Origin of the sequence: Legionella waltersii, assembly GCF_001468085.1 — a bacterium.
GTDB lineage: Bacteria > Pseudomonadota > Gammaproteobacteria > Legionellales > Legionellaceae > Legionella > Legionella waltersii.
This window is the reverse complement of record NZ_LNZB01000060.1, coordinates 338,669-358,899: the sequence shown is the minus strand read 5'-3', so window position 1 is coordinate 358,899 and position 20,231 is coordinate 338,669. Positions and strand designations below refer to the sequence as shown.

Below are 20,231 nucleotides of genomic sequence, written 5' to 3'. Positions count from 1 at the left end.
GCAATGGTCGTGGTTCGGTTTGATATTGAGTAACGGTCGTGGGTCGGTTTGATATTGAGCAATGGTCGTCGTTCGGTTTGATATTGAGCAATGGTCGTGGTTCGGTTTGATATTGAGCAATGGTCGTGGTTCGGTTTGATATTGAGTAACGGTCGTGGGTCGGTTTGATATTGAGCAATGGTCGTCGTTCGGTTTGATATTGAGTAATGGTCGTCGTTCGGATTGATATTGAGTCATTAAGGAGAATAGTTGCTTCGGACTTACTAAAAACCCTAAGGCAAAAAAAAGTATTAACGAAGAGATCTGGCATTTTAGTCGGTCCTGAACTCATCCTTTTTTAGGTTGTTTTCCCTCCACGTAGTAAATAAAAGCAAGAATCTGGGCAACTGCTGTATACAGCGCCCTAGGAATCTCTTCGTTGAGTCGAACTTTGGATAACAGAGCGGTTAATTCCTCATTCTGTTGAATGGGGATATCATGCTCTTTTGCTGTTTTAATAATTTGCTTGGCAATATTGCCTTCCCCTTTGGCCGTAACTCTTGGAGCCGATGTTCCATCGTAACGCAGGGCAATTGCGCGAGTTTTCTTTTTTTTCATATTTTGATGTCCAATAAGTGTAAGTTAGAGGTGTCAATATGATTTTCCTCTAAACCCACTTGTAATGACCAATTTCGCAGGTATAAACCCGCTTCTAAGAGAACTTGTTTTAGCTCATCATTAAATTGATTCATGATGTGCATTGTCGCTGGGCTTTCCGCATTAATTTTTACATCGATGTCTTTTGCATAAATGGACACGGTTGCCTGCATTTTTCCAAGGGTTGGTAAATTGACAGCAAACGAGATAGACCATTTGGAGATTTGCATGGGCTCGGCTTTGTGTTGTTTTATCATCAGTGGAATCACATCAATACGATCTTCTGTTTGCAATGGGATGTCCAACATCATGACATAAGCATCTTGTTGGTCTTGCTTTAAGTGATTAATTTGATTGGCATTCACTCTTGCTAGTACATGGCTGGTTTCCTCACGTAAAATATGCTGAATTTTCTCAGAGGATAACTCCAATAGACTAATAATGGATTGGTTCTGTATGGGTTGGGGGATCGCTCCTGGAAGCGGTAATGGTTCATTATTTATAAATCTAGATTCAAGATGATCTGGGTTAATGGATTGCTTTGTTTCATGGCCGTCAACTTGCAATTGACTCAGCAGTTTAAAATAAAGACCTTTTAAATCACCTCTCAAGTAACGCGGTGATTGCATTTTTTGTGTTTCAAGTAGGTGTGATTCTAGAAATACCCCGCTTTGTTGAATAGCCTGTACAAGCTGGGTGGGCAACTGGGATAGTGTGGTTACATTGGCCAATATGGCATGGATGCTTTGATTCACGGGACCAGGCAAGTTGTTGTTATTGGCAATTTGAGCCAAAGCTTGCAATAGGTTATTTGGGGGAGCCTGTTTGGGCAGGTATTCAACCAATGCATTTTGCAAAACAGAGGAGGGGGCAAGGGGCTTTTGCACTTGTAAAACGGTTTCTTCCTGATTAGCAATGACCTTGACTTCCAATAACTCACCTGGTGAAAAGTGATGTGGAGTTCTGGCATTGAGGTGTTGGCCATTGATGTTAATAAGGACTTGATCTTGGCTTAGAGAGGCGATAACGACTGTTTTGAGGATTTGCCCGACATAGAGCTCTGTTGCCGGTTTGATGAGTTTAATTTCTTGACCCGGCGTCAGTTTAACATTGTCTAAACGGCCCATCTCAACAGCCATGCAAATTTCCTTGTTCTGGGACTTGCTAACAGTTTCCCAACCTGGTTAATAAGTATATACTCTTCATTTTTAATTATCGGCAGAATTGTAAATTTCTTTATAATTCATGAGGAAAGGAAACCAGAGAAGCGATTAATCTGGTCAGAAAAGGGTGTGGTGATGTTAGATAGAGCCAGCGTTGTGGACGAGCAATTTCTTAATCGAGTATTGCAGGGAGATTTCCCTACGCCTAAGAGCAGTATGAGTCCTGATACTGCAGAATTGGATAAAAAAACAGCCATCGAGCTGTTTGACTCACAAATTAAATCCCGTTTATTGGATATTATTGCCAGGCAGTTGAAAGAAAAGGGCCTATCCTTTTATACGATAGGAAGTAGTGGTCATGAAGGGAATGCAGTGCTTGGGCAGGTATTTAAAAGTACGGACATGGCCTTTCTTCATTACAGAAGCGGGGCTTTCTTTATCCAACGCTCCAAGCAGTTGTCAGGAATGGATGGTGTGAAGGACATACTGCTTTCATTGGTCGCTGCAGCCTGTGATCCCATTTCTGGTGGAAGACATAAAGTCTTTGGGAGTGTTCCATTACATATTCCCCCCCAAACATCGACAATTGCATCGCATTTGCCTAAATCATTAGGTGCAGCCTTGTCCATTACTCGTGCGAAAGAACTGAATATTGCCAGCAAACTGGATTCTAACTCAGTCATTTTATGTTCTTTTGGGGATGCCTCCACGAATCATGCTTCAAGCCAGGCTACTTTGAATGCATGCTCTTGGATAACGCAACAACAATACCCGTTGCCAATGGTCTTTGTGTGCGAAGACAATGGAATTGGAATTTCAGTGCCAACTCCAACCAATTGGATTGAAAACTCTATTAGTGCACGTCCTGGCCTACATTATATTTCTTGCGATGGCTTAAATATCGCAGATGTGTATGCCAAAGCACAGGAAGCCGAGTATTTGGCGCGTACTAAAAAACAACCCGTGTTTTTACACATGCACTGTGTGCGTTTGCTTGGGCATGCAGGTTCTGACATTGAATCACAGTACAGTACGCAAGCTGAAATTGAACAACGAGAAGCCAATGATCCATTGCTGCATACGGCAAGAATTTTACATTCTGAAGGCTGGATGACGCTGCAGGCGATGGTGGATCTCTATCAAGATAATCGTTCACTGATTGAAGCAAAAGCAGTAGAAGCCATCCGAGAAGCTCGTATGGGCAGTGCTGATGAAGTGATGTCTTCATTGATACCAATCCCTGAAAACAAACCAGAGCTGGCAATTCCTGATGAAGAGTATAGAAAGAAGATATTTGCTTCAGCTTACCAACAACTTAGCCAAAAACGAAACTTATGTCAGAACATTAACTTTGCTTTGACAGACTTAATGATGCAATATCCAAATCTGTTAGTGTTTGGCGAAGACGTGGGTAAAAAAGGGGGCGTGTACCGGGTTACGGCTGACCTGCAGTCGCGGTTTGGTCAGCGTCGGGTATTTGATACGCTTTTGGACGAAACAACGATTCTAGGTACTGCTATCGGTATGGCACACAATGGATTTATTCCAATTCCAGAGATACAGTTTTTAGCGTACTTGCATAATGCCGAGGATCAGTTGCGCGGTGAGGCATCTACCTTGTCCTTTTTCTCGAGCGGCCAATACCAAAACCCCATGGTCCTACGTATTGCATCGTTAGCGTATCAAAAGGGTTTCGGTGGTCATTTCCATAATGACAATTCAATCGCTGTTCTGAGGGATTTGCCGGGTGTCATCGTTGCTTGTCCTTCCAATGGACCGGATGCGGCAAAAATGTTGCGAACGTGCGTTCAATTAGCGTATAAAGACGGTCGGGTTGTGGTGTTTCTTGAGCCTATTGCATTATACATGACCAAAGATTTGCATAGCCCGGGTGATAATGGATGGCTTTTTGAATACCCAGCCCCAGATGAAATGATTGCACCTGGAGACGTTGGGGTATTTGGAGAGGGAGATACGGTTATTTTAACCTATGGAAATGGTTATTATTTATCCCGCCAAGCTGAGAAAGTATTGAAAGAAGTGCATGGTATTTCGGTTAAACTTGTGGATTTACGTTGGCTTTGTCCATTGCCCAAAGAAGCGATATTACGGGAAATACACAAAGCAAAACGCGTTTTAATTGTTGATGAAGGTCGACAAAGTGGTTCAGTGAGTGAGGGTTTGATGACCTTATTAATGGAAGAGGCCTCATCTCGCTTAAAAGTCAGACGAATCACCGGTAAAGATTGTTTCATTCCATTGGGAACGGCTTGGCAGTTTTTGCTACCTAGCCAAGAAAGTATTATAGAAGCGGTAATCGCATTACAGTCAGAAAAAAGGGAGAAGGAAAGTGGACGACTTGTTATTTCTTGATGAACAATTGCATGATGACGAGCGCATGATAAGAAACAGTGTTGCGCGCTTTGTTAGCAATGACGTAATACCTTTGATGGCTGAATCCTATGAGCAAGCCCATTTTCCTAAAGAGCTTATTAAAAAGTCTGCCGACTTAGGTCTTTTGGGATTAACTTTACCCGCAGAATACGGTGGATCAGAAGCGTCTTACGTAGCCTACGGGCTAGTCTGCCAAGAGCTGGAGCGAGGAGATAGTGGGTTACGTAGTTTTGTATCCGTACAAAGCTCCTTGTGCATGTACCCTATTTTTAAATTTGGAACTGAAGAGCAGCGCAAGCAATATCTTCCAGCCATGGCCGCAGGTGAAGTGATTGGTTGTTTTGGTTTAACCGAGCCCGATTCTGGCTCTGATCCAGCAAGCATGAGAACCAATGCAAAAAAAGTAGAAGGTGGTTGGATTTTAAATGGAGCAAAAATGTGGATTACTAATGCTCCTATTGCTGACCTCGCCATTGTTTGGGCTAAAACAGACGCAGGTATTCGTGGGTTTATTGTCGATACTAAAGCCAAAGGGATGAGTTGCCCCGAAATTAAATTGAAAATGTCTTTGCGTGCCTCAATAACTGGGGAGTTGGTTTTTGACAATGTGTTTGTTCCAGATGATCATTTACTGCCTGGAAGCGAAAAAGGATTGGGAGCCCCCTTAAGCTGTTTAAGCCAAGCTCGTTACGGAATTGCATGGGGAGCGATGGGAGCCGCTATGGCTTGCTTTGATATTGCTCGAGATTACACCCTTGAACGCAAACAATTTGCGCAGCCATTGGCCTCCTTTCAGTTGATTCAAAAAGATTTGGCTGATATGTATACAGAAATTGTGAAAGCACAATGCCTTAACTTACAGATTGGTCGTTTGAAAGATGAACATCGAGATACTCCAACGATGATCTCTTTAGCAAAAGGAAATGCTTGTCGTGAGGCATTGAAAATTGCTAGAAAATGTAGGAATCTATTGGGCGGTAATGGAATAAGTTTGGAGTATCATGTCATTCGACATATGCTCAATTTGGAATCAGTCTTTACTTATGAAGGTACAGATAATGTCCATACCCTGGTATTAGGAAGACATATAACAGGGATTAATGCTTTTGGTTAAAGAGTTTCTGCTTTTATCGAGTTAGGTCTGGAAACCATTAGTTTTAAATGAATAGAAGCTTGCCGACTTCAATTTGAGACCTTTGTTCATTGAACAAAGGTACTCAATGAGTATTTTTGTGTCTTTCTTTAGGATAAAGCGATGCACAAAAGCAATTGATCAAATGGGATTGATCAGTGAACTGTTTTAGAAGGATGTTTTAAAACAGATTTTGGACAATTACAGGAGTTAAATATGCTGAACATGAAATTTAAGAATGTATTAATCGTATGCATATCAGTTCTTACTATTAATTGCTTTGCCTCTTCACTTCCAAATAAAGAAACCCTCATTCAAGAATGTCGAGATTTATCCATGACGGTGGCTTCATTGGTTTCTAGTCAACAGAAAAAATCCTGTGCAGAAAAATTGGCACTGGCTTCTATGCAGATCGACGTCGCAGCTGATTGGATTGTAGATGATGTTTATGACGCAGCAAAAGACGAACTGGATAATGCCGTTTATTCGTTGCAATACGCTGAGTTGAACAGCTGCAATCGTTTTGTACAAATTTCGCATTCAAAACAAGTAGCGCAAAGACTTAAAACGCAATTATAGAAATAATTTTTTAATTTTATTGCAAAAAAGCTCTAATTATTAAACAAATAGAGAGCTTTTTTGCCCTTATTGATAACACAATAATTAAACAGAAAGCAATAATTGTGTTAATTCAAGTCAATCAATTACAAATATCCTATCAATGCCTTCATTTAACGCACTACTTGTTAAATACCCATACTTTTTTTATTATTTTAAGGTCTGTTTTCAGGGCTTATTGTTCTGAACAGAAAACGACCCTTTAATGATGGTTGAAATAAAGGGTTGTAATCAGGGCGTTCTGCTGTTGAGATTCTGATTACGCTTTAAAGCGTTTTTAGTCCAACAAGTTGTACTGCAGGCCTCCGACCTCCAAGCGAGATTAAATCTTTTGAGATTTTAATTGATGCATAAGGAGGACATTGCCATGATTACCACCGTGTTACAACGAGTTCAATTAGGTTTTCTTCTTCTTATCCTGCCGTTTGCGATAAGTGTTGCTTCTCCACCTCTAACCTTTAATACTGCTAAAAAAATAGCGTTTGAATTATTCAGCGAGCATAAAGTGACTCTTTATTGTGGTTGTGAATACGATAGGGACAAGCAAATCAATTTAGCCAGTTGTAATATGATGACAGCAGCCCCAATAACTCGAGCCAATCGTATTGAATGGGAACATATGATGCCAGCCGAGCATTTTGGTCGTTACCACCAGTGTTGGACAGAGAAGTTATGTGTCTACGAAGAAACGGGTAAAGCTTACAAAGGACGTAAATGCTGCAATAAAATCGACCCTGAGTTCCGCCGAAAAGAAGCTGAGCTATACAACCTTTGGCCTGCAGTTGGTTCTGTAAATCAAGAGCGATCTAATTTTCAATTTGCGATTTTAGAAAATAAAAGAGGCTACTATGGTTGTGAATTCGAAGCTGACAAAGAGAAACGATTAGCAGAGCCACCTGATCGAGCTAAGGGAGTTGTTGCTAGGGCTAATTTGTTTATGGCGGACAGGTATCATGTTGAATTAAGCCCAGAGCAGCGAGCATTATTTGTGCAATGGAGCCATCAATTTCCTCCAGACTTTTGGGAATTAGCCTGGGCATCACAGGTAGCAAGCATTGTTGGTTATGAAAATCCCTACATTAAAGTGGAGCTTGCTGATAATCGTTGATATCAAAACAACTCTAGCAAGGTGACGGACCCCAGTGGGGTCCGTCCCTGAGGAATCGATTCATTTTTTAAAAGGGGCATTTATACCAAAGGTCGGGCGAAGCGCCTAATGGGGCTGCTTTAGGCGGTGTCATTAGGTTCATCTATCCGGCCTGCATCGGTCCGCTTGCTGACGCGCGCGGCTCGGTTCCTTCTTTGCTGTCTAAATCAAATCCTAGTCACGGCAGGGAGTGAACCGAGCCGCGCGCGTCAGCAAGCGGATACGGAACTATCCGCTTTCACGAATGACGCTGCTTAAGGCAGCCCAATTCGGCGAAGCGCCGGACCTACGCTTACTGACCATCAGAGAAGAGATTCGTTGGGGCACTAGAATAGAAGTCGATTTCTCAGGGGCCGTCCCCATCTCTCCAGCATTCTTATTTCTGATGTTGGAAAAACAACACCTTATCACCATATTCTGAAGCCAGAATTTGGCTTTCTAACATAAGAGTACCAATATGGTATTCATTTCCTAGGTATAAACCATACACTTCATACAGAGGACCAAATGGCACTTTAGCGAAAGAGACTCTGAAATCATCTCGAGAACTCTCAGAAATGATGTCTTTTACTGCAGCAGCGGGTTTAAAATAAATGCGCTCTGGGTAGACAGGAATTCCAGCGGGTTTTCCATCAGTGTTCCAGGCAGCCAAATGAACTAGAGGTAATCGATTTGCAGGATCATGGGTCCACTCAAATATTTTTTCTATGGCTGAGAGAACCCAACCATTGGGATGGGCGACTTGGTTAGAGAAGTCTTTAGCAAAGTAGTTCCAATTCCATTCTTGTCCTTCCAAGGCATTCATCACATGTAAATTCAAAGAGGGGTGATTATTTATTAAAAATTTGACAGCCATTCCAGGAATATAACTATTTTCGCTCGCAGGCATAGCGAGAGATAGCCTAGCTAATCCAATTCCACCCGTTTTATATATTCCAGTGAAGGGATGTTCGCTTGTGGGAATGAAGGCTACTTTACCCACAGAGCCATTAGCATGAAGAATTTTGGTACGACCTTCTGGAACCTCATCACTAGCATGGTCAAATGTTGGACTCAGATTGAAGAGACCTTTAAGCTTTTCATACACGGATTGAAAGCTATTGGCTGTGATATCAGGTAAAGGGTTTTCTGCGTTACTTTTAGTGATTTCACTCCAAAGTAAGTCTTGTTTTTCAACAGCAGTCAACTCTTGATAATCAACTGGCAATTGAGCTAGAGAGGTAGACTGTATAGAAAAACACAGTAATGAACCAAAAATTAACTTCCAATTACAACGCATTACATCCTCCTTGGATTCCATTAATTAAGGCAACAGGGTATAGGAAAATGCGTTAAGAATCAAAGAGAGCGGGATTATACATTCTTTATCTATGTATCAGCTCCATTACTTATCGAAACGGGGAGGGACTCCACTGGGGTCTGTTCCCACTCGTGGCTTGCTGTCTTTTTTTATCTGCTCCCTGACGGCTGAGGAATCGACTCCTATTCTAGTGCCCCAACTAATCATCTTCTCTGAAGGTCAGTAAGCGTAGGTCCGGCGCTTCGCCTAATGGCGCTGCCTTAAGCAGCGTCATTTGTGAAAGCGGATAGTTCCGTATCCGCTTGCTGACGCGCGCGGCTCGGTTCACTCCCTGCCGTGATAGGATTTGATTCAGACAGCAAAGAAGGAACCGAGCCGCGCGCGTATGCAAGCGGACCGATGCGCACCGTGTAGAAGAATTTAATGACACCGCTTAAGGCACGCCATTAGGCGAAGAACCCGACCTTTGGTATAAATGCCCCTTTTAAAAAATGAGTTGATTCCTCAGCCCTCACGGTCGCAGCTCGGTTTTTTCCGGGTATCCGAGCCGCGACCGTGAGGGAGCGGATAAAAACATCAAACTATCTCTAAAACACTTTCACCCAACTTACTTTGCTATAATTACACTATGAACTTCAAGAAATAAGTGATCAACCTATGGATAACAACGACACACCCGAATTCGAACAAGAACCCGATACTGTGTTTGACCCCTTGGATATTGTAAAGCGGATGCGCTTGGCTGGATCAGACAACGACATGGATAATAATCAATTCATGGGTGGTGATGAAGTTGACTTGTTAGGAGATGGAGTACCTGGGTATGAAACGACAGGGGTTCCAGAATCCAATGATGAAACGGAGCTGCATATTGAAGAAAAATACGCGCCAACATTGACTCCCAATTCGAAGAAAAATCCCTAGAAAAAGCCTATTTGTCTCCATGCCTCATATAAAATAATTGCTACGGCATTGGATAAATTTAAGCTGCGGTTGTTCTCACGCATAGGAATGCGGATTGAAGGGTAATGTTCAAGAAATTCCGTTGGTAGTCCGCAAGATTCCGGACCAAACAACAGCATATCCTCTGAGTTGTATTGAAGATCCGTATAAGTGGTTTCAGCTCTCGCGCTACAACAGAGAATCCGTCGTTGCTGATGTTGAGACAAAAAGTCATCCCAATTGCTGTACTGCATCATTGAAGCCCATTGATGGTAATCCAATCCTGCCCGCCGAAGCTGTTTATCAGTTAGAGTAAAACCAAGTGGATGAATCAAATGCAATTGAGCACCTGTATTCGAACATAGACGAATGATATTACCGGTATTTGGAGGTATTTCGGGTTTGAACAAAGCAACGTGAAGCATAGGTATATTACCCTTTCTATTTAAACAGACTTGGGTTATTATACCTCACCAATCGGGGCGTAGCGCAGCCTGGTAGCGTACTAGCATGGGGTGCTAGTGGTCGAAGGTTCAAATCCTTCCGTCCCGACCAATCCCAGTAAGGGTTTTAAGAATATACCCCACATCAGAAACACCTCTTGGCTACACTTCTGGCTACACTTTTAAATTTTTTGATTAGTTTTGGCTACATTCACTAAATCGATTAAACGAGTAATAATATAATAGGCAACTATCAAAGCTAATAGAAGATGATCTGGCGAACAAGACCATTGTAAATCATATGAGGGTTTAGAAATGTTATCTGAAACAATTTTATATGGAACATATCGGCATTATAAAACCAATAACCTGTATGAAATCATTGGCAACGCCCGTCATAGTGAAACATGTGAGGATATGGTAGTGTATAGAGCTCTATACCACTGCCATGAGTTTGGAGATAATCAGCTTTGGGTCCGTCCTAAGCAGATGTTTTTTGAGCAGGTCATGCATAATGGACAAACGGTCCCTCGATTTCAACGAATTGAGTAAATATAAATGACAAGAAAATAGGCTAGTGTAACCTGTTCGCTGTTATTTTAAGTTCGCTTAAATGACTGTTTCTACTTCTTCCTGTTTGATATTGTTATGAATCCATTGTTCGATGCTTTCTATATGCCAAGCTAAGGTAGTACCATTTAATTTAACTGGTCTTGGGAATTTACCAATTAACCACCAACGTCTTATAGTTAACCGATCGCGACCAAGGATCTGCTCAAGGTCACTGATAAATAAAATTTGTTGCTTGAATTCGGTATTTTGCATGATAACTCCCTATCTTATTTATTACTTATCAACATTTTTCTTGAATATATCCATCTCAAAAATGCTCGAATCGAGTAATTATTTAATCATATCGAGTATTCGTATGCAATAATTATTCTTCAAATTTTTTTATTACCGCTATACCTTTGCTCGTTTTGTTTATACAATTGGCCATAGGAGTAATATTACAGAGGAAATAGGGATGAATTTACTAGATGCAGTAGAAAAATCGGTAGGTAATGAGTATTTTAATGATGGTGAGCACTCAGAAATGTGTTTTGATCTGCAAAAGGCAGATACCAAGCTATTACTATCATTAAATCAATCTCATCAGCCCAATTCCAACAAAATTGTAAATATAAAATAATTAATGCACACACTTATTGTTGTAGGCTCAGGAATAAAGTCGATTGCTCATTTGACGGAAGAGACTAAACGAGTCATTCAAAAAGCCGATAAAGTTCTCTATTTAGTAAATGAAGAGAGCTTGAAAGATTGGATTGGTCGTGAGGCTAAGGAAGCTGAATCATTAGAGTCAATTTATTTTAGCCTTGATAAACGAGTTGATGCTTATCAAAATATCACTATTCATATAATTAACGAATATCAAAGGGTTAAAAACCTTTGTGTGGTTTTTTATGGTCATCCTACGGTTTTTGCTGAATCTGCCTTAAGCGCAGTAAAAAAAATCAGGGCTGAGAAAGGAAATGCAGTAATATTGCCGGGAGTATCCTCTATGGATTGCCTCTTTTCAGATTTACTAGTTGATCCTGGAGACCAAGGTTGTTTTGCAATTGATGCAACAGAGTTGCTAATTTATGAAAGGCGAGTTGATGTATATGCGCACATCATTCTTTGGCAAATTTCCAATCTGGGTATGCATGACACAAAACAAACTCAAAAACTAAATATTCTATGTGACTACCTACGAAATTATTATCTTGAAGAACAGTTAGTATGTATTTATGAAGCAGCCATTCTACCTACGCAGAAACCAAGAATCGAATGGATTAAACTCCGAGAATTAAAACAAGCCGTGGTTACCCCAGTTTCAACCCTATATATACCCCCAATAACCCAGCAAGGTGTTAGTCAAAAATATCTGGATCTATTGGAAATGGATGCTCAGAATTTTAAGTTATCTAACAAGTCGCACACACCCTCTAAATAGCTTGGCATCACTAGAAAAACTGGTAATTTCATTACAGTGTGAGAAAGCAAACCGTTTGTCAGACTCTAAAAGTTCTAATGGATTTTTTATGGTTTGTTTTCCTGTAGATTTATAATGGTAAAATGAGAATTCGGTTTCCATGCTCACTTGATAAAGCGAGCTTCCAAAAGCATCGCCATTTTCCTCTGTAAACTCTTCTTGGTAGGCAAGTAAAACATTTTTCAATGTTTCCAGCTCAGTTAATGTGCTGTTACTTTGGTTTGTTTTAAAAGTATTTATTTTGGCAAAAGGGCATTGTAATGGATAATAAACGCTGTCATTTTTTTCACTCAAAGAAGAAGGGACCATTAGTGTGGGCGTATATTCAAGGCCATAACATTGATTATAAATTTTTTGGATAGCTTGAACTGGGAAATATTGGTCATCAATAGCCGGTTTAACTCCGATGCCTGATCCCATACAAATATTAAAGATATACTTCGCTGTATCCATAATAAAAGGGGTGGGTCTAAACCGATTGACTTTTTTTGCGCTTAAAAACAGATCGTTACAAGAAGCATCATAAGTATTTTGGGTGATTTTTTTTCTCAACGACTCTGAAAAATAGAGTTTTAACTTAAGCCATTTATCATTGTCTTTGACTTCCTTAATAAACTGCTCTGAAAAATAAAGAATTTGGCTATACCAATTGGGTTGAGTATTCTTATCTTGCAGAATTTCTTTGAATATCTGGTAGTGCTCATAAGGTGATTTAGGTGCGGAAACAGATACGTTATAATGTTTTTGAATTCTTACGTGCTTTCTTTGGCAGCCAATATTAGGTAACAGGAATGATGATAATGCACCGGCAGATACCGATAAGACGTTGTTATCAATAGTTTTGTCTTCATCAAACACAACTTGCATATTGAAAATAGCGCCCGGACCTTGTACACAGTCAGGAAATATACGCTCATTTTCTCCAAAGTAATGCCACTCACAATATTTATCCAGGATCATGCCTAAAGGCAGGCTATTTTTACCATAGCCTAAGTGCTTAAAAAGTTCATTGTCAGTATGCTTGCTATCAATTTTTTCTAATTTGCCCGAAGCAGTAGGTAAGTAAGCATGATTTTTGACACCAAAATGCTCACCAAACTCATATTTGGCAAGAAAAAATGGGATGCTATCATCAGGAGTAATTTGCTCAATTACTTGGTATATAGAGGGGTTAACTGTTTTTACTTTGTGCTTGATTTCTTCCCATGAAACTTTTTGAATACTGTTCATTCCTAAACACCTTATAAATCAATGCACTTACAATTATTGCAATTTATAAAAATAGATAAATGCTGAAAAGACTTAATACTAGCCAATTTTAATGGTAGAGTCACCCACCAAAAGGAATCCAGGGAGAAAAAATGATTAAATCATTGCAACGAATGCCGAAAGGAGTAACCTCGCTATATTTCATACAAGCTTTTTCAACATTTTCATACGCTATTCTCTATTCGTCCCTATCGCTCTATATCACGAAACAGCTTGGTTTATCCAATACGGTTTCAAACAGTATCGTTGGCCTATTTCTAGCCTTTAATTTCGTACTGCATTTGGTAGGCGGATTAATGGGAGGGCGCTATCTTAGCAACCGTGCCTTATTTTTTATTACTACCATCACACAAAGCTTCGGCATTTTGTTTTTGATTTTTTCCCAAGCATCAACTCTTTATTTGGGTTTAAGTTTGTTTTTAGTGGGATGTGGACTCAATACCACTTGTTATAACACTATTTTAACTCAGCGCTTTGATCCAGATGATAATAGACGGGATAAAGCCTTCTTTATGAGCTATTCAGCAATGAATGTTGGGTTTTTTGCAGGTTTTATTATTAGTGGGTTTTATGATTATTCTAATCAATACCAACAAATATTTTACGCAAGCCTCTTTATCAATATTATTACGTTACTTTTAATGGCTTTTAGTTGGGCTGATCTTGCTGATAAAAATACACCTTTGATGGAATTGAAAGATCGTAGTAGCCGGAGACTGAAGCATTTGTTAGGTATAATAGGCACTGTTCTACTTGTCCCTTTCCTGATGGTCTGTTTTAACTCAGCGGATTTTAGTAACGGAATGGTGTTGGTGGTAAGTATTATCATGTTCTTTGTTATTGTTTTTTTAAGACAGAAGCAACCGCTTAAGGCAGATAAACAAAAAATTAAAGCTTATTTAATCCTGACGGTAACTTCTATAATCTTCTGGATGATTTATTACACCGGTCCCATGGGTATAACCATATTTATTAAAAATAATGTTGATAAGCATATTTTAAGTTATGAATTGGCAACTCAATGGATTTTAAATATCAATGCCATAATTATCATCGTGGGTGCACCAATTACTGCAACGGTCATTAATAAATTACAATCTAAAGGCTTTAATTTCTCTGTTTCCATGCAGTTTGTATGGGCATTTATATTTCTAGCACTTTCTTTCTTCTTATTAGCTTGTGGTGTGATGTTATCTGATAGTCATGGTTTTAGCAGCATTAATTGGGTGATATTGCATTTAGTGGCTCAATCCATTGCGGAGTTACTTATTGGTCCAGTAGGGTATGCAATGATAGGACAAATTGCCCCTCCCAAATTACAAGGAGTTTTAATGGGTACATGGATGATGGTTTCTGGGGTTTCAGCTTCTTTATCTACTTATTTTTCTAACGCGATGATGAAAACGGATTCTATTGATCCTCTATCGACGAATGCTGATTATCTTTACGTTTTCAATCAATTGGGGGTCTGGGCATTGGTAGCCGCAGTATTTTTGTATTTCATTGCTGGAAAAATCCGTAATCTCATTGATAATGCAAAAGGGCAAGAAAGCACAATAATTGAAACAATTACCGCTTAAAGTGCGCCCTGGACTAAAAGTTTATATTGACTATTAGTAATACAGTTCTGCATTTTATTCCCAACATTCTCTAGGTAAAAAAACTAATTTTTTTACCTACTGCAGTATGTTTTACTGCTTTCAGGGGCAGTGAATAAGCCCCAGTTGTTGGAATAAAGGGGAGATTGTTACATGGGATGTTTAGCCGAAGTTTGGGCATCAGAAGTTGGTGTACATTTTGAGCGTAGAAAAGAAGCGCAAAAATATTTAATTGAATTTATTCTGACACACAGTGAGTATGACTTGAAAAACCTTGCAGAAATCCTGGATGTGAACCCACTGTTGCTAAGTCAGGTTCTTAGTGGATTTACTTATCTTGAGGATACTATTGCCTTAAGGTTGTTTGACTGGTTCTTTCTGTTTATTGGCGAACGAAATTAATTTGAGGTAAGAAAAAATTAACAATTTGAGTTATGAGTATCTAAAAACCTTTATTGATGAGCCATTTAATTCCGCATTTAAATCGCCATAGAGCATTGTAGCTAGGACTGAACAATTTATTCCATACGTTCAACTTGGCTTATCATGAGGTTAGCTTCTTTTACCAATACTGCCAAAACCAGATCAATGGCAAAGTAGTATTCTCCAATTTGATTTTTTAGGGTTAAGTCGGTGCCCCAAGTTTTTAGGGTTTGATCATCAAAAGTAGTCTTCGCAACCTCTGTTATCATATTAGCCATAATAAATCCGTAATTTCCTGTTTGAAACTCACGTTCAACAATTCGCCAAGTTTTAAAGTTGGCATTATCTTTAAAAAGACTTGCCTCTACCAAGCCAGGAATTTTGCGTCCCATTTGTCCATCACAATGTTTCTGCCAGGATTGCTGAGTGTCAGCAAAGTGATGAATTAGTTCACGAGTAAGTTTTTTATAGTTACTATTATAAATAGCTGAATCAAAATCATGGTGAGAGAGAAGAAAAATTCCCTGAGGTATTAATAGCCTATTAAAACTATTAATAAATTCTGGTTTGTCCTTCACACATTCAAGAACATTATGGCAAATTATTCTGTCAAATTGAGTATCATACAACTCAGTTGGGTTAGAGCATACTCTAGGAATTACAATGCCTTTTTCAATATAATTGGCAAAACGGATTTGAATTTTTTCAATCATTTCCTTACTTGAGTCAACGGCGTAAATTTCTTTTGGTTGGCGCGATTCAGAGAGAAATAGCTCTATAAAATCCCCTGCACCACATCCATAATCAAGAATTTTAGCACTAGCGATATCACCTAATTCAAGTATTAACTGCTTTTTATGAGCCATTATTTCTGTCATGATTACTCCCTAACTGTAAAAATTTGGCACCTTTTAGAGTGATGCGTTTTTTATACAGTGTGATGAGATTATCCATTTAAGACCTGGTTTAGTTAATCATAACTTTCATAAGACCTTGACTTAAAGCACCAGGAAAAATGGTATCGTGATCCATATCGTTTATAATACTAAAAGAGGTGTTAAGATTTCTGTGGGATTTACCAATGATCGTTTCGTTCAATGATTTTAAGTCATCTATCATTAGATATTCCCCTTTGTTTTCTTGGTCACCTATAATAAAACAAGCGCTTGTTTTTTGTTTCAAGTTAAAATCCCGCTTTCTTTTTGCCATTTTTAATGCCAAGTGATTATCATACCAGAGAGAAGGACTAACGATGATATATTGATTAAATACTTCTGGATGATTTATTAGTAAATAAACACCGAATAATCCACCATAAGAATGACCAACAAAAGTAGAGTTTCTATTTATCCTATAATGTTGACTCAGGTATGGAATTAATTCTGAACGAATAAACTGATAAAATCGTGCAGCACCACCTGAATATTTCTGGTATTCGGTACCGTAACCTCCTGAGGCAACATAACTTGGTGTATAATCCCTGGTTCTATTTTTTTTATACTCATTAGGATTTGTATAGGCTATTCCAACAATGATGGATTCACTAATTCTATTTCGGTCAGATAAATGCTCACTAATTTGTTTCGCTAATGCAAAGCTATAATCAGCATCTAATAAATAAATAATAGGGTAACGTTTTGTAGTGGAATGGTAGTTTTTAGGTAAACTTATGTATAGCTTGTATTTAATCTCATTCACCTTGGATTTTATTTCTTTGGTTAAGGTATTTGGTAAGAAAAATTGATTATTAGGATCTACTGTAGGGTAGTTGTCTGATGATGAACTTAATTGCTTTACATTCGTTATATGCGCTTTATTATCCGCAAATACCGAAGTGGTTAGATACAAACTTAACATTAAAAAGGTGCTTATTTTTTTCATGAATTATTACTCAGGAATATCAGATGAGAGAGAAAAATCTTTGCGTAAAAAATAAAAAACTGAATCTTTGAGAAATCCATGTCGTTCAAACTCAATCTTAAAGCCGATTTTTTGATAAAAACCTAAAGCTTCCCAATCAAAAGTATTAACAGTGGCAAAAGTACAGCCTTTTTCTTTGCCATATTCCAAAGCCGCTTCTATAAGTGCGGTTCCCCAACCTTGTTTTCGTAGTAGATCACTTACCCAAAGCTGATCGATATAAAGACATCCATAAAGTGCACACCCATTACAGCCCCCCACAATGGTATTGTCTGCATCTCGGATAAAGAAAGCAAAAAAATCCAAAGGATTAAATCCCTTTATCTGGGTAGCTTGTTCCATAATAGCATTACCAAGAACTTGAATGTCTTCTTGATTTGGGTTGCTCTCAAAGGATAATTGATAAGTCATTTTTTAAGGTTCACCTTAATCATACTAGCTTTTTAATTAATTCGTTTATACGCAATATTGTAGGTATAACTTGGGTCACTTGTTCTATTCCCATTACACGCTGTTCAGTGTCTAGCCGGTTGCAAGAACGCTTTATGTTATAGGCGAACCAATTTATCCAATTTCCTAAAACACCATAGAAGGATGCTTCAAAATCTGATTTGTTAATAATTCCTCCGGCGTTTTTGTACGCCTGAATCATTTTATTGAACAATTGGTGATTAAATTCTGTCGTGATCCCACTCCAATCTAAACTGCCATTTACTATTTCATAAGTTGGATTCAATTTGCGAGCAGATTCCCAATCAATGAGAATTGGATTATTAGCCCTATCCCATAAAACATTTTTTTGGTCCAAATCACCATGACTTACAACACTATGTTTTTTAAGAACTGGAACCGCCTGATGGTAAGCAGTATTTGCACTGAGTAAATCTGCAAGATGCTTATTTAAAAGCATGGAGAATGAGCTACGATATTCTTCGGTTCTTTGAGTTAAGGCAATAAGATTATCGTTTGTATGAATATCATATTCGGGCTCTAAAATCTCTGGAACTTGTAGATTAATCTCATGCAAACGAGCTAGGATCACTGCAATTTGCAGGGCCTGAGATTCCGATACAGTATCTTTATGCTGTGCTTTGGCAACAACCCACGGATAAACCAAAAATCCTACGTCATCGATTATAAATAAATATCTACCTGCTTGTTCCATGGCGCAAACAGCAGCGATACCCTTTTGAGTAAATTGAGAAGCAATATGTTCGGTAAGGTTATAATTTTCAATAATGTGATTATCAGACAGATTGATATCCCTGGATAACTGTTTTACTGCATAAATATTTTTATCAGTCTCTATGCGCCACATTATGTGGAGTAGTCCTCCATAAATTCTTTTGGGAGGTTTTATGGGCATGCCTAGTTTAAAGTAAGAGCAAATCGACTCTATCTGATAATTTTTCACACATTAACTCCTGGAGAGCGCTTTTAATGATTATTTTCTGCATTCATAAACAATAGTTTCATCATGTTCTTCATACAGAGAATTTCTATCAAAGGCTTTTAGCAATTGGATGTCTTTAAAACCAACTTCACTAAGTATGTTAACTAATAAGGAAGGGTCATTGTAAATTCGAATTTTATACTCTTCAATTTCAGTTTGAACGATACGATTAGAATCAACGAGCTCATATTTGCCTATAGAATAACATATAGATTCCTCAAGCATAGCCAACTGACTTAACAGGATTATCTTATTATCAGGTCTTTGCCACCTGGAACCGCGCCAAACTCCTAATTCTTTAGGTACGGCTTTTAAAGTTTCTACTTCAAAAACAAAGATCCCTTTATCTGATAAAAGATTATAAATTGTTTTTAAAGCATTTTTTATAGCAGTTAAGTCAACGATTAAGCCAAAAGACCCGCTTGGAATAAAGATTAAGTCATATTGTTTCGAAATCTTAAGATCTTCCATGAATCCATGCCAAACATGAGGATTAATATTTTGGCATTTCGCTTTGGCATGTAATGCCTCCAGCATAGCTTGACTGGCATCAAAGCCTTCTATGAGGAATCCTTCTGCATGTAATGGAAGAAGATACCGACCTGTTCCACACATCGGCTCTAAAATGGGTCCGTTAGTTTCTCTAACATAACTCAAATAGAAGTCATAGGCATCCTTAGGAGGAGTTGGTTTGCTCAAATCATACACTTGAGTGCATAAATCTAAATAGGTATCCAAGGATTTTGTCATAAGTGAAATTCCATTACGGTTACAGTGTGTCCTTTGAATTCATCAATTCCTATTACGCTCCATCCAAGACGAGAATAAAAATCAGGGATGGTGGGATCAAATGCGAATAAATAAATTTTTTTAAAACCCAAATCCTTTGCCTTTTGTTGGGTCGCCTCAATAAGCAATGGGGCTATCCCTTGCTTTTGGTAGGCAGGGGATACAACAAGTGATCCTAGCCAAGGTGTTAGGTCTGGTCGTATTCCATCATTTTCTCTTAAACTACACATGCCAACTGGCTGCTCACTATCTGTTGCCACAAAAGTTATAGGTAATTTAGTGTCATTTAAATGGGATTCATATTTTTGAATGACTCGTTCTATAGGAACATCAGGCACCCATATTTTCCCAAGAACTTCGTGCCAAATTGTGGCAAGTTTGGGAATTGAATCTTGGTGATTTTTAAGGAGATCAATTGTTATCATTTTTATCCAAAAAAATATTAGGTTTCATAAAATAAACATCGACTAAAACATCCTTAAAATGAGTGCGTTTCAAATGATCCATTCCAATATTTTGTGCTACTTTTTTTGAAGCTAAATTATCCACTTGGATGATAGAAATAAGATGGGTTAGTCCTAATTGTTTGAATGCGAAGTCTCTTACGGCTTTGGCTGCCTCACTTGCAATTCCTTGCCCCCAAAAAGCACTATCCAGTCTATAGCCAAGTTCAATATAGGACTCGCCATCAACAACTTGTGGCATTAAGCCACAAAATCCTAAAAATTTGCCGTTTTCTTTTAAGGTGAGAGCTAACAATCCGAATCCTTGCTCTTCATATGAAGTTATCCAGGATTCCATTCGCTCTCTAACGGTCTCTTTATCAAGAGGTTGTCCATCTCCAATAAAGCGCATTACCTTCGGATCTGAGCATATTAAAGAAAAAGCATCTAAATCTTCAAAGTTAAATGGACGAAGTACTAATCTTTGGGTTTCAATTTTAAAATCATCATTGTTGCTATTCATAAT

General features: G+C 38.6%; 24 protein-coding genes and 1 tRNA gene. 11 read left to right on the top strand and 14 right to left on the bottom strand.

The genetic code is table 11. The annotated features are described in order from the left end of the window. From Lwal_RS17965 to fliK, 3 genes are all read right to left on the bottom strand, one after another. Positions 1-310, bottom strand: a 310-nt coding sequence (locus tag Lwal_RS17965) for a hypothetical protein (protein WP_238584293.1), incomplete at its 3' end; no start/stop codon positions are given. Positions 311-327: 17 nt separating this feature from the next. Next, complete coding sequence (locus Lwal_RS14810) at positions 328-597, bottom strand: EscU/YscU/HrcU family type III secretion system export apparatus switch protein (RefSeq protein WP_058481574.1); 270 nt, start codon at positions 595-597, stop codon at positions 328-330. Continuing rightward, positions 594-1,775 (bottom strand): flagellar hook-length control protein FliK, encoded by a 1,182-nt coding sequence (gene fliK / locus Lwal_RS14805; RefSeq protein ID WP_058481573.1) that lies wholly within the window; start codon positions 1,773-1,775, stop codon positions 594-596. Before fliK ends, Lwal_RS14810 begins: the two co-directional genes overlap by 4 nt. Before the next feature lie 159 nt (positions 1,776-1,934). Here fliK and Lwal_RS14800 point away from each other — a divergent pair, with 159 nt between their 5' ends. The 4 genes from Lwal_RS14800 (at position 1,935) to Lwal_RS14785 (ending at position 7,051) form a co-directional block, all read left to right on the top strand. Continuing rightward, positions 1,935-4,172, top strand: coding sequence for a dehydrogenase E1 component subunit alpha/beta (locus tag Lwal_RS14800; protein WP_058481572.1), 2,238 nt, complete (start codon positions 1,935-1,937; stop codon positions 4,170-4,172). Beyond that, positions 4,150-5,307: an acyl-CoA dehydrogenase family protein gene (locus tag Lwal_RS14795; protein ID WP_058481571.1), complete on the top strand. Its 1,158-nt coding sequence runs from the start codon at positions 4,150-4,152 to the stop codon at positions 5,305-5,307. The genes Lwal_RS14800 and Lwal_RS14795 overlap by 23 nt, the downstream gene beginning before the upstream one ends. Positions 5,308-5,541: 234 nt before the next feature. Beyond that, a complete protein-coding gene (locus Lwal_RS14790; RefSeq protein WP_058481570.1) occupies positions 5,542-5,904 on the top strand; it encodes a hypothetical protein in 363 nt (120 codons plus the stop codon). Between the two features lie 406 nt (positions 5,905-6,310). Continuing rightward, positions 6,311-7,051 carry an endonuclease gene (locus tag Lwal_RS14785; RefSeq protein WP_058481569.1) on the top strand — a complete coding sequence of 247 codons (741 nt, stop codon included), beginning with the start codon at positions 6,311-6,313 and terminating at the stop codon, positions 7,049-7,051. Between the two features lie 415 nt (positions 7,052-7,466). Here the strand turns inward: Lwal_RS14785 and Lwal_RS14780 are convergent, their stop codons facing one another. Beyond that, complete coding sequence (locus tag Lwal_RS14780) at positions 7,467-8,369, bottom strand: hypothetical protein (protein ID WP_095197603.1); 903 nt, start codon at positions 8,367-8,369, stop codon at positions 7,467-7,469. Positions 8,370-9,047: 678 nt separating this feature from the next. Between Lwal_RS14780 and Lwal_RS14775 the strand changes: the two genes are divergently transcribed. Then, positions 9,048-9,314: a hypothetical protein gene (locus Lwal_RS14775; RefSeq protein ID WP_058481567.1), complete on the top strand. Its 267-nt coding sequence runs from the start codon at positions 9,048-9,050 to the stop codon at positions 9,312-9,314. Here Lwal_RS14775 and Lwal_RS14770 read toward each other — a convergent pair. Beyond that, positions 9,311-9,757 carry a tRNA (cytidine(34)-2'-O)-methyltransferase gene (locus Lwal_RS14770; RefSeq protein WP_058481566.1) on the bottom strand — a complete coding sequence of 149 codons (447 nt, stop codon included), beginning with the start codon at positions 9,755-9,757 and terminating at the stop codon, positions 9,311-9,313. The genes Lwal_RS14775 and Lwal_RS14770 overlap by 4 nt on opposite strands. A gap of 53 nt (positions 9,758-9,810) precedes the next feature. Here Lwal_RS14770 and Lwal_RS14765 point away from each other — a divergent pair. Next, positions 9,811-9,887, top strand: a tRNA-Pro gene (locus Lwal_RS14765). 203 nt (positions 9,888-10,090) lie between these two features. Beyond that, positions 10,091-10,327: a DUF1653 domain-containing protein gene (locus Lwal_RS14760; RefSeq protein WP_058481565.1), complete on the top strand. Its 237-nt coding sequence runs from the start codon at positions 10,091-10,093 to the stop codon at positions 10,325-10,327. A gap of 57 nt (positions 10,328-10,384) precedes the next feature. Here Lwal_RS14760 and Lwal_RS14755 read toward each other — a convergent pair whose 3' ends face one another. Then, the gene (locus Lwal_RS14755) at positions 10,385-10,600 is read right to left on the bottom strand and encodes a helix-turn-helix transcriptional regulator (RefSeq protein WP_058481564.1); all 216 of its coding nucleotides are present in this window, start codon (positions 10,598-10,600) and stop codon (positions 10,385-10,387) included. Between the two features lie 202 nt (positions 10,601-10,802). Here Lwal_RS14755 and Lwal_RS17455 point away from each other — a divergent pair, with 202 nt between their 5' ends. Next, complete coding sequence (locus Lwal_RS17455; protein WP_157066289.1) at positions 10,803-10,967, top strand: hypothetical protein; 165 nt, start codon at positions 10,803-10,805, stop codon at positions 10,965-10,967. Between the two features lie 3 nt (positions 10,968-10,970). Next, positions 10,971-11,771: an SAM-dependent methyltransferase gene (locus Lwal_RS14750; RefSeq protein WP_058481563.1), complete on the top strand. Its 801-nt coding sequence runs from the start codon at positions 10,971-10,973 to the stop codon at positions 11,769-11,771. Here Lwal_RS14750 and Lwal_RS14745 read toward each other — a convergent pair. Continuing rightward, on the bottom strand, positions 11,739-13,040 hold the full coding sequence (locus Lwal_RS14745) for a hypothetical protein (RefSeq protein WP_058481562.1): 1,302 nt from the start codon (positions 13,038-13,040) through the stop codon (positions 11,739-11,741). The two genes, Lwal_RS14750 and Lwal_RS14745, sit on opposite strands and share 33 nt — an antisense overlap. 131 nt (positions 13,041-13,171) lie before the next feature. On the opposite strand from Lwal_RS14745, the gene Lwal_RS14740 reads away from it, so the two are divergent. Beyond that, positions 13,172-14,659 carry a peptide MFS transporter gene (locus tag Lwal_RS14740; RefSeq protein WP_058481561.1) on the top strand — a complete coding sequence of 496 codons (1,488 nt, stop codon included), beginning with the start codon at positions 13,172-13,174 and terminating at the stop codon, positions 14,657-14,659. A gap of 171 nt (positions 14,660-14,830) precedes the next feature. Next, positions 14,831-15,079 carry a type II toxin-antitoxin system HigB family toxin gene (locus tag Lwal_RS14735; RefSeq protein ID WP_058481560.1) on the top strand — a complete coding sequence of 83 codons (249 nt, stop codon included), beginning with the start codon at positions 14,831-14,833 and terminating at the stop codon, positions 15,077-15,079. Between the two features lie 116 nt (positions 15,080-15,195). Here Lwal_RS14735 and Lwal_RS14730 read toward each other — a convergent pair whose 3' ends face one another. The 7 genes from Lwal_RS14730 to Lwal_RS14700 form a co-directional block, all read right to left on the bottom strand. Further along, entirely contained in the window at positions 15,196-15,966 is a 771-nt protein-coding gene (locus Lwal_RS14730; RefSeq protein ID WP_162264106.1) for a methyltransferase domain-containing protein, read from the bottom strand. A gap of 100 nt (positions 15,967-16,066) precedes the next feature. Next, entirely contained in the window at positions 16,067-16,981 is a 915-nt protein-coding gene (locus Lwal_RS14725) for an alpha/beta hydrolase (RefSeq protein WP_058481558.1), read from the bottom strand. Positions 16,982-16,987: 6 nt separating this feature from the next. Next, positions 16,988-17,431 (bottom strand): GNAT family N-acetyltransferase, encoded by a 444-nt coding sequence (locus tag Lwal_RS14720; RefSeq protein ID WP_058481557.1) that lies wholly within the window; start codon positions 17,429-17,431, stop codon positions 16,988-16,990. Between the two features lie 19 nt (positions 17,432-17,450). Further along, the gene (locus Lwal_RS14715) at positions 17,451-18,434 is read right to left on the bottom strand and encodes a phosphotransferase (protein ID WP_058481556.1); all 984 of its coding nucleotides are present in this window, start codon (positions 18,432-18,434) and stop codon (positions 17,451-17,453) included. A gap of 30 nt (positions 18,435-18,464) precedes the next feature. Next, a complete protein-coding gene (locus tag Lwal_RS14710; protein WP_058481555.1) occupies positions 18,465-19,223 on the bottom strand; it encodes a class I SAM-dependent methyltransferase in 759 nt (252 codons plus the stop codon). Continuing rightward, entirely contained in the window at positions 19,220-19,687 is a 468-nt protein-coding gene (locus tag Lwal_RS14705; RefSeq protein WP_058481554.1) for a GNAT family N-acetyltransferase, read from the bottom strand. The genes Lwal_RS14710 and Lwal_RS14705 overlap by 4 nt, the downstream gene beginning before the upstream one ends. After that, the gene (locus tag Lwal_RS14700; RefSeq protein ID WP_058481553.1) at positions 19,674-20,228 is read right to left on the bottom strand and encodes a GNAT family N-acetyltransferase; all 555 of its coding nucleotides are present in this window, start codon (positions 20,226-20,228) and stop codon (positions 19,674-19,676) included. Before Lwal_RS14700 ends, Lwal_RS14705 begins: the two co-directional genes overlap by 14 nt. Positions 20,229-20,231: the final 3 nt, after the last annotated feature.

Bases quoted from the DNA above. Each gene is read 5' to 3' on its own strand.
- Lwal_RS14800 (WP_058481572.1), top strand. From the start codon at position 1,935: ATGTTAGATAGAGCCAGCGTTGTGGACGAGCAATTTCTTAATCGAGTA.
- Lwal_RS14780 (WP_095197603.1), bottom strand. From the start codon at position 8,369: ATGCGTTGTAATTGGAAGTTAATTTTTGGTTCATTACTGTGTTTTTCT.
- Lwal_RS17455 (WP_157066289.1), top strand. From the start codon at position 10,803: ATGAATTTACTAGATGCAGTAGAAAAATCGGTAGGTAATGAGTATTTT.
- Lwal_RS14755 (WP_058481564.1), bottom strand. From the start codon at position 10,600: ATGCAAAATACCGAATTCAAGCAACAAATTTTATTTATCAGTGACCTT.
- Lwal_RS14700 (WP_058481553.1), bottom strand. From the start codon at position 20,228: ATGAATAGCAACAATGATGATTTTAAAATTGAAACCCAAAGATTAGTA.
- Lwal_RS14705 (WP_058481554.1), bottom strand. From the start codon at position 19,687: ATGATAACAATTGATCTCCTTAAAAATCACCAAGATTCAATTCCCAAA.
- Lwal_RS14775 (WP_058481567.1), top strand. From the start codon at position 9,048: ATGGATAACAACGACACACCCGAATTCGAACAAGAACCCGATACTGTG.
- Lwal_RS14730 (WP_162264106.1), bottom strand. From the start codon at position 15,966: ATGGCTCATAAAAAGCAGTTAATACTTGAATTAGGTGATATCGCTAGT.
- Lwal_RS14790 (WP_058481570.1), top strand. From the start codon at position 5,542: ATGCTGAACATGAAATTTAAGAATGTATTAATCGTATGCATATCAGTT.
- Lwal_RS14750 (WP_058481563.1), top strand. From the start codon at position 10,971: ATGCACACACTTATTGTTGTAGGCTCAGGAATAAAGTCGATTGCTCAT.
- Lwal_RS14785 (WP_058481569.1), top strand. From the start codon at position 6,311: ATGATTACCACCGTGTTACAACGAGTTCAATTAGGTTTTCTTCTTCTT.
- fliK (WP_058481573.1), bottom strand. From the start codon at position 1,775: ATGGCTGTTGAGATGGGCCGTTTAGACAATGTTAAACTGACGCCGGGT.
- Lwal_RS14740 (WP_058481561.1), top strand. From the start codon at position 13,172: ATGATTAAATCATTGCAACGAATGCCGAAAGGAGTAACCTCGCTATAT.
- Lwal_RS14735 (WP_058481560.1), top strand. From the start codon at position 14,831: ATGGGATGTTTAGCCGAAGTTTGGGCATCAGAAGTTGGTGTACATTTT.
- Lwal_RS14770 (WP_058481566.1), bottom strand. From the start codon at position 9,757: ATGCTTCACGTTGCTTTGTTCAAACCCGAAATACCTCCAAATACCGGT.
- Lwal_RS14725 (WP_058481558.1), bottom strand. From the start codon at position 16,981: ATGAAAAAAATAAGCACCTTTTTAATGTTAAGTTTGTATCTAACCACT.
- Lwal_RS14810 (WP_058481574.1), bottom strand. From the start codon at position 597: ATGAAAAAAAAGAAAACTCGCGCAATTGCCCTGCGTTACGATGGAACA.
- Lwal_RS14710 (WP_058481555.1), bottom strand. From the start codon at position 19,223: ATGACAAAATCCTTGGATACCTATTTAGATTTATGCACTCAAGTGTAT.
- Lwal_RS14745 (WP_058481562.1), bottom strand. From the start codon at position 13,040: ATGAACAGTATTCAAAAAGTTTCATGGGAAGAAATCAAGCACAAAGTA.
- Lwal_RS14720 (WP_058481557.1), bottom strand. From the start codon at position 17,431: ATGACTTATCAATTATCCTTTGAGAGCAACCCAAATCAAGAAGACATT.
- Lwal_RS14760 (WP_058481565.1), top strand. From the start codon at position 10,091: ATGTTATCTGAAACAATTTTATATGGAACATATCGGCATTATAAAACC.